Below are 11,493 nucleotides of genomic sequence, written 5' to 3'. Positions count from 1 at the left end.
GTCAAAAGTAATCAAAACTATTCATTGTGTTTGTGATACCTTTGCAGCTTTCATTCCCAAGTTATTACAGGGAGTGTTTTCAATTTAATGCTTTATGAAATTACATCGAAATTTAGTTTTTGCAACCATAGATTCTCTTGACTTAATTTTTAACCAAAAGAAACAAGCAGACAAAGTCCTCAAAGGAACCATAAAGCGCGATAAGCGATGGGGTGCCCGTGATCGTGGTTTTATTGCCGAAACCACCTATGATATAGTGAGATGGAAGCGTCTCTATGCTGAAATTGCTGAAGTAAAAGAGCCTTTTGACAGACCCAATCTCTTTCGTCTGTTTACCGTATGGGCTACACTTAACGGTATAAAACTCCCCGATTGGAAACAATTGGAAGATACTCCCGTGCGAAGAATTAAGGGAAAATTCGACGAGCTTTCAAAAATTAGAAAATACCGTGAATCTATCCCCGATTGGATGGATGAATTGGGTGAAAAGGAGCTTGGAAAACGCTGGGATGGGGAAATTGCGGCACTAAATCAGTTGGCAGCAGTTGTCCTACGCGTAAATCCATTAAAAGCGACATTGCAGCAGGTAAAAGACCATCTGGCAGATCTTGAAATTGAAACCGAACCAATTAGCGGTGTACCTCATGCTTTACAACTAAAGGAACGTGCAAATGTCTTTACTTCCGAAGCTTTCAAAAATGGCTGGTTCGAAGTACAGGATGCCTCTTCACAACTTGTAGCACAGCTATTAGATCCTAAACCCGGGATGCGTGTAATAGACGCCTGTGCCGGTGCGGGAGGTAAAAGTCTGCATATCGCATCCCTTATGGAGAACAAGGGACAGGTTATTTCCTTAGATATTTACGAGAATAAACTAAACGAATTAAAACGCAGAGCCAAACGCAACGGCGCATTTAATATCGAAACACGGCTAATAGATTCCACTAAGGTGATTAAAAAATTAATAGAAAAGGCCGACAAGGTTTTAATTGATGCCCCGTGCTCGGGTCTTGGCGTATTAAAACGCAATCCCGATACGAAGTGGAAAGCACAATCCGATTTTCTTGAAAAAGTAAAAGCAACTCAGGCAGAGTTGTTGGATTCGTATTCCAGAATGGTAAAACCTGGTGGTGATTTGGTGTATGCAACCTGTTCTATTTTACCTTCCGAAAATGACAAGCAAGTAAAAGCTTTTTTAAAGCGGGAGGCGGGGAAAGATTTTACCTTGACAAAAGATAAAAAAGTTTGGCCAAGTGAATCGGGTTATGATGGATTTTATATGGCCTTGCTTAAGAAAAAAGAAGCAGAATAATTAGCCTCGCACAAAATAAAAAGAGCGGCAAATAGCCGCTCTTTATCTTTTAAATAAATAATTGAATTATTTTACGATAATTCGAGCTGTTTTAAATGTTGAAGTTGCTTGTCCTCCCATTTTTATAATGTAAACACCACTCGCAGCTTTTGTCATATCCAGATTCATCCTGTATGCACCATCAATACGAGGTACTCTTTTATTAAATCCAACTACCTGTCCTACGACGTTATAAACTCCCATATACACACCATCTTCAAAATCTGTATTTAATATTACATCAAACTGATTATTCTTATTTGTAACAACAATCAAATTAGAATTATTAATCAATACATCATTTACTCCTAAATCTCCAATATTGACTGAATAGTCTTCGGTTTCTCCAAATAAAACATCAGCGCAAGCATCGGCAGGAATAGGACCCGTACCACTCGCTCTAGCTCGCATTCTATGCTCTCCTAAAGCCGCGTTGGCAGGAACTACCAAATCCATAGTTTCGGTGTAGGTACCAGAGCCTTGTCCGGTTGCGAATTGATAATTATCCACAGCAAGTTCATCTGCAGTGAATTCTAAATCATCATTATAATCTATCCAGACACTCATATGCTGATTTCCATATTCAGAAGTAACGGTTAAAGAATTTGTGCTATCAGGATCTAAAACGGCTATTAGGTTTGTGAAATCTCCAAAGCCTTCACATCCGGAAGGGTTATTAATTCCACCTACTTCAAATAATCTAAATCCATGTCCTACTGAACAATCTGAAACCGGGTTACATAATAAATTCTCTACAATCTTAGTAACTTCATTGTTTGAGGCTTGTTGATCGCCCGACAAAGTTGTCCCGGAAGTAATGGTATAGGACCCAACAGCACTTAAATCGGCTGTTTGTGTAAAACTAAAATTCACTATTTGTTCAGAAGCTATTGAGCCGGGAAATGCCTGAACAACAGGCGTACCACCGTCTACGGAATACTGAACATTGAATCCGGATTGGGTAACTGCCCCAAAGTTCTTAACTCGTACTGAAACTGTTTCATCTCCCAATTCACTTGAAGTTGAAGGCGCTGTTATTGCCAAAACCCCAACATCGTTATTAAACAAATGTGTGACTTCCTTTGTAAAGGCGTTATTAGGTACATACCCATCTCCTGCCAAAATTGTTTTTGCTTCGATGGTATACGTTTGTCCGGCAGTAGATAAATTTACAGTTTGTGCAAATTGAAAGATAGCCGTGTCGTTAGAATTAATGGTACCGTTAAAAGTTTCGGTGGCAACAAGATTTCCATTTACCCTAAGTTCCACCGGAATATTTGAAATTGGATTTGCACTAAAATTTTTAATACGAATTTCTACAGTTTCAGCATTGGTTAATATTCCATTAGATGGATCATTAATCGCATTCACGCCTACATCGTTTGTAATGAAGCCTAAAATTCTGAGAGCTGCAATACGAGTTCTCCATTGGTTGTTGGATGAAAAATAATCTCCTGTATACCAAAAAGTTAAATCGTCAGGATCCATTGTCATATGAGAATAATCTCCATATCTGTTTGAATTCGTTCTTACCCCGGGTCCGTCAAAAATAGTAGTTTCGGCCACTGTCATTGTTCCAAGCGGATCTCCGTCGAAACGACCTGTATATCTTAATGATGGTGCCAGCGTTGTACTTCCGGTTGTATAAGCCAAGGCGATATTTCCTTCAATATCCATAGCAGCACTACTCATTAATCGACTATGTCCATCTGCAATTGAGTATGTCCCTTCTTGGAAAATACTCCATGCGTTTGCTCCGTTATTACGTAATTCGATCCAACGTATTCCTCCTGTTTCGCTAGGATCGATAAAAGTATTGAAAGTAATGAGCCAGGAATTATGCGTTCCGAAACTTCTGTAATTGGCAGCAAAAGAAATGATACCTCCATGACCTGCCAATCTCTGACTGGTTCCGGGTTGTCTTAAAGCGCCGTTTCCATTTCCGAATAACTCGCCTGCATCGAAAGGACCTGTTGCGATTTCCAACGGAGCAGAAATTGTTGAATTGGCAGTATTTCCCCAATCAACATCTATCTCCCAAACTTTTAGGTGATCGAAGGTAATAGCTGCAGACCAACCATCATCCTGAAGATAGGTGATATATCCCGGTGTATTGGTATCGATTGTAGTCCCTAAGAGGTTAGCCGGCTCAGGACTTTTCACCTGGTTCGGATTTACTATTACACCCGGAAGATTAAAGATTAGAATCTGTGGAGCAGCACCCCCATTTAGCATCTCATCTCGCTCCATAACAAAACCTTGAGTTGTGGAACCATCCAAGTTAACAGTACCGTAATAACCATCATGCCAAACACCGTAGTGCGGATAATCCGGAAATCCGGAAAAGGCATATTGATAAACGTTATAAGCTCCGGCCGGGTCATTTGTTTCGGAAACTCCTATAGCTAAACCGAGGTCGGCGCCTAGAGAGCCAAACTCACTCACCACCCAACGATCGGCCAATTGATCGTATAACACGATTGGATCCCCGTTATTGGAGGGTATTCCTAAAAAAGTTGATAGATTCACCGGACCTACTAAGAGTGTTCCTGCTTTATCAAAAATTTTAACCAGCGAATTTACCGAATGTACATAGTGATTTGGACCTGCCGCTCCTGTAGGATCGGGAGGAAAAAAACTAGATTCGGACTGTGACGCACCTATAAAATTTTGCAATAAAGGAAAACTGGCAATTTGGCCCGGTTCGGTTTGAAGATTTTGGATAATTGTGGTTGTTGGATTTACAACCCCATTGCCCATTACAACCTGTTGGTCTATAACCATCGTTGGAACAATAGTGGTGCTCACTTCGATTGGAGCTGTAAATTCATCCATTCTCACAGTTTTCCCAATATAGGTTCCTGTAATAATTTCAGTGGGCGGAAATGATTCTTGAGCAAAAAGACATGCTCCCAGAATCAACGCCAATGCCATAGGTAAATTCTTTAATTTCATCGGTTAGTTTTTTTTTAAATGAATAAGTTAGCAATATAAGGTATTATTTGGAAACAAAACCCCACAAACACGGTAGGATAGACGGTAGTTACTCAATTATTTTTTAAAATTTTAATATGAATCCAGGGTAATTCTATTAAAGTACAATTGTGCTTAGTGAAAATGATAAAAAAACGAAGAAAAAAAAGAGCGGTCTTTAACCGCTCTTTTAAGTTTTTATTAAAAAAATTATTTTACGATAATTCGAGCTGTTTTAAAGGATTTGGTATCCTTACCACCCACTCTAATTAAATAAATTCCACTAGCAGCTTGAGACATATTGATTCTAACTTTAAAAGCATCTCCTTCTTTATCTAGAAGTTTAACTCCCAGCTGCTGTCCCAACATATTGTAAACCGCTGCAAAGGCAATTCCGTCGAAGTCAGACCTAAAGGATACATCAAAAATGTTTTCTCCAATAGAAGTAATTATTATTTCGGAATTAATAATTTCAAAATCTGCAATTCCAAGAGTTCCAATATTGGCCGTATAATCTTCTGTCTCTCCATAAGCAGTAACTTCGCATGCATCTATCGGCACCGGAGCTTGCCAGTTGGATTTGGCTCTCATTCTATGTGCTCCCACTGTTGCACCCACAGGAATGGTTAAGGTAACGGTCTCAGTGTATGAACCTCCCGCCTGCCCGGGTGCTATTATAAAATTAGGCACCACAACTTCATCATTTGTAAAAATTGAATCGTCATTAAAATCGATCCAGACTTTTACATGTTGATCGCCATATCCTGTTGTAAAGGTGATATCGTGAGTTCCTTCATCTAGGTTTGCGATTTGAGCTGTAAAATCTCCATACCCTTCACAACCTGACGGATTGTTTATCTCGGCAATCGAAACCAATTGGAATCCATCACCAAAAGAACAATCGAGGTTAGGCTGACATAAAATATTCTCGACCACTGCAATTGCTTCATCATTTGAACTATCCATATCCCCGGCTAGCGAAGTATTAGAATGAATATTGTATGTCCCTAGAGCCGATAAATCTGCAGTTTGTGTAAAATTATAGGTAACTTCTTGTTCCGATGCGATGGGTCCAACAAATGTTTCAACAACATCGGCTCCTCCATTTATGGTATATACCACGCTGACATTGGATTGTGTAGCGGCTCCGAAATTTTTGATTGTTACCGATACCGTTTCTGCATTGCTTAAACCTGATCCTGAAACAGGAGATGTAATTTCAAGTACTCCCACATCATTTGCCAGCAAGTGCGTCACATTTTTAGTAAAAGGATCGTTTGTGGCAAATTGGTCTCCGACCAAGTTAGTTCTGGCTTCAATAGCATAGGTTTGTCCAGACGTTGATAAATCGACAGTTTGTGTGAACGTATAATTTTGCGCAGAATTTCCATTAATGGTTCCCGCAAAAACTTCCGAAGCAACTAAATTTCCATCCACTCTAAGTTCCAGAGGGATATTGGATTGTGCGGCTGTACCAAAATTACGAATACTTACCTCAACAGTTTCGGCATTGCTTAATATCCCGTTGGTAGGCTGTACAATATTACTAACCCCTACGTCGGCCGTAAAACCTCCACTTAGGGAAAAGGAAGCCACCTGTGTTCTCCATTGATTTGTCGCAGAAAAATACTCTGCGGTATGCCAGAATGTAAAGTTATTGGGATCCATGGTTAGATGAGAATAATCTCCAAATCGGTTCGAAAAAGTTTGTACTCCAACACCGTTGACGATGGTTGTCTCTGCAACAGTCATCATTCCTAAGGGATCTCCATCGAAACGCCCCGTGTACCTAATTCCGGCAGGCAGTGTTGCACTTGCAATGTTGAATCCAAGTCCGATATTTCCGGCTGCATCCATTGCGGCACTTCCCATAAAACGACTATGTCCATCGGCGGGTGCATAGGTTCCTTCCTGGTGAATTGACCATGGAAGAATACCGTCATTTCTCAATTCAATCCAACGAATTCCCGAAGTATCATTCCCGTCAATATCTGTATTAAAAGTCACAATCATAGAGTTATGCGAACCGAAGCCTCTGTAATTAGTGGCGAAGGAAATTACACCCCCTATCATATCTATCTTTTGTGCGGTTCCAGGCTGGGCTACATCCCCCGTTCCAAAAGGAGCAAAAACCGAGTTGAACGGATCTGTTGGAATCACTAAAGGAGCCGAGATGGTGGAATTTCCAATTACGGACCAATCTACATCTATCTCCCAAACTTTTAAATGGTCGAAGGCAACACCGGCCCATCCATCATCCTGAAGGTATACAATATATCCGGGCGTATTTGCAGAGATTGTTGTTCCCAATAAATTAGCCGGCTCGGGGCTATACACCGTATTTGTATTTTGTACCGATCCGGGTAATGGGAAACCGACAATTTGTGGTCCGGCCCCACCGGCAAGTATTACATCACGCTCTATTGCATATACCTTATTGGTGCCTCCCTTATTTGCAGTTAAATAATAACCGTCCGGCCAAACGCTGTAGTGAGGGTAGTCTGGAAAGGCATCCAATGCAAATTGATACACATTATAAGCTCCTGTTGGATCGTTTGTATCTGATACTCCAATCGCCAGAGAATTGGATAATGAGCCAAATTCACTAACAAAATACCTATCTGCTAATTGATCGTATAAAACAATGGGGTCACCCGCATTTGAAGGAATTCCTAAAAAAGTTCCTAAGGCAACAGGTCCTACAAGTAGGTTGCCGGTTTTATCAAATATCTTTACACTTGAGTTTACAGAGTGTACATAGTGATTGGGTCCAACAGCTCCTGTGGGATCCGGTGGCGTAAAACCTGTATTATCAAAACCGATAAAGTTTTGCTCCAATGGGAAGCTTGAAATTCCTCCTGCTTCTCTTTGTACATTTGTGTCGATACCATTAGGAAGCGCATCCATATTCACCTGTGCGTTATATCTGGACTTATTAGGAACAATTTTTATTTCTTTTATTCCAATGTTTTCATTAATTTGTTGAGTTGCGTAATCTCTTAAAGGAATCGTTTTTCCAATAAAAGTTCCTACAATCACCTCGGTAGGCCCCGAAGCTTCTTGTGCAAAAAGTCCCATACTAAAAATTAGTAGCAGGACTGCTATTATATTTTTTGGTTTCATAATTTTAAGTTTATGGTTATTATCGTTAAATGGGCAGACAAGATAAGCTATTATTTTGAAAATAACATTGCTCTTTTCAATCGATTAGCTCCTAATTTCAGTTTAAAAAATCACTCCTTTTTTAGTTCAAAAATTATTCTAAAATAGTTACCTTTGTGGCGACTTAACGAGGTGGTTAGGTTGTAAAAAATTCACTCAAATTCTACTAAGATGATTCACTTTTTTGGAGACGTAAAAAACATCGTTTTTGCTGTCCAAACTTCCGGCGAACTTTCACAAACCGACACGGAAAAACTACAATGGTTATTTGGCAACCAACCCAGAATCGATAAATCCGCGTTGGCGGATTTTTTTGTTGGCCCACGTGCGGCGATGGTGAGTCCATGGAGTACTAATGCCGTTGAAATTACCCAGAACATGGGTGTTAAAGGTATTATTCGAATAGAAGAATTTAACAAGATTTCTGAAAATTTTACCGATTTTGACCCTATGCTGTCTCAGAAGTTCAGCAAGTTGGATCAGGAGATTTTTAAAGTGCACATTCAGCCCGAAGCCATTTTAGAAATCGACGATATAGCATTGTACAACCAACAGGAAGGTTTGGCTTTAAATGCAGAAGAAATTACCTATCTCGAAAATCTTTCCAAAAAAATAAATCGAAAACTAACAGATAGTGAGGTGTTCGGTTTCAGTCAGGTAAACAGCGAACATTGTCGTCATAAAATATTCAATGGAGTTTTTGAAATAGACGGTAAGGAAATGCCCTCCTCCCTGTTCAAACTCATTAAAAAAACATCGCTGGAAAATCCCAACGATATTGTTTCGGCTTATAAGGACAATGTTGCCTTTGTTAAAGGTCCGAAAGCGATTCAGTTTGCACCTAAAAGTCCGGATAAACCGGATTTCTACCAGGAATCAGCGTTTGATAGTGTAATTTCTATCAAAGCCGAAACACATAACTTTCCAACTACCGTCGAACCATTTAACGGGGCTGCAACAGGAAGCGGAGGGGAAATAAGAGACCGTTTGGCAGGTGGTAAAGGTTCATTGCCTCTGGCAGGAACAGCCGTATATATGACTTCCTACTCGAGACTGAAAGACTCCGCTCATGGCAGATCTTGGGAAAAAGCCATGGAAGCACGGGATTGGTTATACCAAACCCCACTCGATATTTTAATAAAAGCCAGTAACGGGGCATCCGATTTCGGGAATAAATTTGGCCAACCCTTAATCGCAGGTTCGGTACTTACTTTCGAACATACCGAAGAAGCACGTAAACTTGGATTCGACAAGGTGATTATGCTTGCAGGAGGTATAGGTTACGGGAAGGCAGATCAAGCCATAAAAGACATCCCATCTGTAGGAGATAAAGTAGTGATATTAGGAGGTGAAAACTACCGTATTGGTATGGGAGGTGCTGCTGTTTCTTCGGCAGATACAGGAGAGTTTTCTAGCGGAATCGAGTTGAATGCTATTCAGCGTTCCAATCCCGAAATGCAAAAAAGAGCCGCCAATGCCGTGCGTGGAATGGTTGAAAGTGAGATAAATCCTATTGTCTCTATACATGATCACGGTGCCGGGGGTCACCTCAACTGTCTGAGCGAATTGGTGGAAGCTACCGGAGGAAAAATAGATTTGGATAAACTGCCTGTTGGTGATCCTACCCTTTCAGCCAAAGAAATTATTGGCAACGAGTCTCAGGAGCGTATGGGATTGGTGATTGGCAGTGAAAACATAGACAAATTAAGACGTGTTGCAGACCGCGAACGTTCTCCCATGTACGAGGTAGGTGATGTAACCGGAGACAATCGTTTTTGCTTCGAAAGTAGCACAACAGGAGCCAAACCTATGGATTTTGCTTTAGAAGATATGTTTGGAAGCTCCCCGAAAACAATTTTGAAAGACAGCACAATCACCAGAAATTACCATAACGCCAGGTATGACATCGGGCAATTAAAATACTATCTCACACAAGTACTGCAATTGGAAGCAGTTGCTTGCAAAGACTGGCTTACCAACAAGGTGGACCGGTGTGTGACAGGCCGTGTTGCCAAACAACAATGTGCCGGTACGTTGCAATTACCGTTGAACAACTGCGGGGTAATGGCGTTGGATTATAAAGGAAAGGAAGGTGTTGCTACCTCCATTGGACATTCACCAATTAGTGCATTGGTCGATCCTGTGGCAGGTTCCAGAAATTCGATTACCGAAGCCTTAACCAATATTGTTTGGGCTCCTTTAGAAAAAGGATTGAAGAGCGTTTCGCTTTCGGCAAACTGGATGTGGCCCTGTAATAACGAAGGTGAAGATGCCCGTTTGTATGAAGCCGTAAAAGGTGTGAGCGATTTTGCCATTGACTTAGGCATTAATGTTCCCACGGGAAAGGACTCCCTTTCTATGAAGCAGAAATACAAAAATGAGGAAGTAATTTCCCCGGGAACCGTAATTATTTCGGCGGCAGGACATTGCAACGATATTAAAAAAGTGGTGGAGCCCGTACTTCAGAAAAACGGCGGCAGTATTTACTATATCAATATTTCACAGGACGATTTTAAACTGGGTGGTTCGTCGTTCGGACAAGTACTAAATGCTGTGGGCAGTGATGTTCCAACTGTAAAAAGTGCTGCCTATGTAAAAACGGTTTTTAATACCCTGCAACATTTAATTACCAAAGAGCACATCCTAGCAGGTCATGATGTTGCATCGGGAGGATTAATAACCACATTGTTAGAAATGTGCTTTGCAGACAAGAATTTAGGAGCCAATCTCAATCTTTCGGCATTAGGAGAAGAAGATTTGATAAAAGTTTTATTTTCTGAAAATTGTGCTGTTGTGATTCAGGCTTCGGAAGATGCTACTGTTGAAGCATCTCTTTCAGAAAAAAATATAGCCTTTGTAAAAATTGGAACAGTAACGGAATCTGAAACCCTTCAGCTGAAGCATTTGCAACAAGATCTAAGTTTCAGCATTCCTGAGCTTCGGGATGTTTGGTATACAACTTCCTATTTACTGGATAAAAAACAAAGCGGAGAACAAAAGGCAAAGGAGCGTTTCAGCAACTATAAAAATCAGCCGCTTCAATATACTTTTCCAGAGGTTTTCACCGGAAAACTACCTGTCATTGAGCGAAACCAAAATGACGCTTCGGCTCCGCTCAGCGTCCAACGTCCGAAAGCTGCAATTATTCGTGAAAAAGGAAGCAATAGTGAACGCGAGATGGCCAATGCTATGTATTTGGCCGGATTTGATGTAAAGGACGTTCATATGACCGATTTAATTGAGGGTCGTGAAACTCTTGAAGACATCAAATTTATAGCAACAGTAGGGGGTTTTTCCAACAGCGATGTGTTGGGAAGTGCCAAGGGATGGGCCGGAGCCTTTTTGTATAATGAAAAGGCGAACAAGGCGTTGAAAAATTTCTTTGCCAAGGAAGACACCCTTTCCTTAGGGGTTTGTAACGGGTGCCAGCTCTTTGTGGAATTGGAGTTATTAACACCGGAGCACGAACAAAAGCCAAAAATGCTACACAACGAAACCGGAAAGTTTGAGTGTCATTTTACTTCGGTAAAAATTCAGAAAAACAACTCGGTGATGCTATCTTCTCTGGAAGGAAGTACTTTGGGGATTTGGGCAGCGCACGGAGAAGGAAAATTTAGTTTCCCACTAAGCGAAGAAAACTATCATATTGTTGGAAAATACGGCTACAATGCGTTCCCTGCAAATCCTAACGGAAGTGATTTTAATACTGCCATGATGTGCGATGCTACGGGACGTCATTTGGTGATGATGCCGCATTTGGAGCGCTCTACCTTCCCATGGAACTGGCCGCATTATCCCAAAGATCGGAACGACGAAGTTTCTCCTTGGTTGGAAGCGTTTGTCAATGCCAGAAAGTGGCTGGAAAAACAATAAATCATTTTTAGAAAAAAACCGATTTCGTTAATCTTAATCGGTTTTTTTTTGGTTTAAGAAGTTAACATGCTTGTAAATTATCAATTCAAACCAACCAATCGTCAATTGGCTTATTTTAAAAATGGACATCTCCT

4 protein-coding genes are annotated in these 11,493 nt (G+C 40.7%); 2 read left to right on the top strand and 2 right to left on the bottom strand.

Annotation, left to right across the window (positions count from 1 at the left end):
• The first annotated feature begins 94 nt into the window (after positions 1–94).
• Positions 95–1,312, top strand: a complete 1,218-nt coding sequence (locus ATE92_RS10270; protein ID WP_100803623.1) for an RsmB/NOP family class I SAM-dependent RNA methyltransferase — start codon at positions 95–97, stop codon at positions 1,310–1,312.
• A gap of 66 nt (positions 1,313–1,378) precedes the next feature.
• On the opposite strand, the gene ATE92_RS10265 is transcribed toward ATE92_RS10270, so the two are convergent.
• Positions 1,379–4,306 (bottom strand): GEVED domain-containing protein, encoded by a 2,928-nt coding sequence (locus tag ATE92_RS10265; protein WP_100803622.1) that lies wholly within the window; start codon positions 4,304–4,306, stop codon positions 1,379–1,381.
• 228 nt (positions 4,307–4,534) lie between these two features.
• Complete coding sequence (locus tag ATE92_RS10260; protein ID WP_100803621.1) at positions 4,535–7,447, bottom strand: GEVED domain-containing protein; 2,913 nt, start codon at positions 7,445–7,447, stop codon at positions 4,535–4,537.
• Between the two features lie 210 nt (positions 7,448–7,657).
• On the opposite strand from ATE92_RS10260, the gene purL reads away from it, so the two are divergent.
• Positions 7,658–11,359, top strand: a complete 3,702-nt coding sequence (gene purL / locus ATE92_RS10255) for a phosphoribosylformylglycinamidine synthase (protein WP_100803620.1) — start codon at positions 7,658–7,660, stop codon at positions 11,357–11,359.
• The last annotated feature ends 134 nt before the right edge of the window (positions 11,360–11,493 follow it).

Origin of the sequence: Ulvibacter sp. MAR_2010_11, assembly GCF_002813135.1 — a bacterium.
Lineage (GTDB): Bacteria > Bacteroidota > Bacteroidia > Flavobacteriales > Flavobacteriaceae > Altibacter.
The sequence above is the reverse complement of the archived record's forward strand: the minus strand, read 5'-3'. Positions and strand labels throughout refer to the sequence as shown.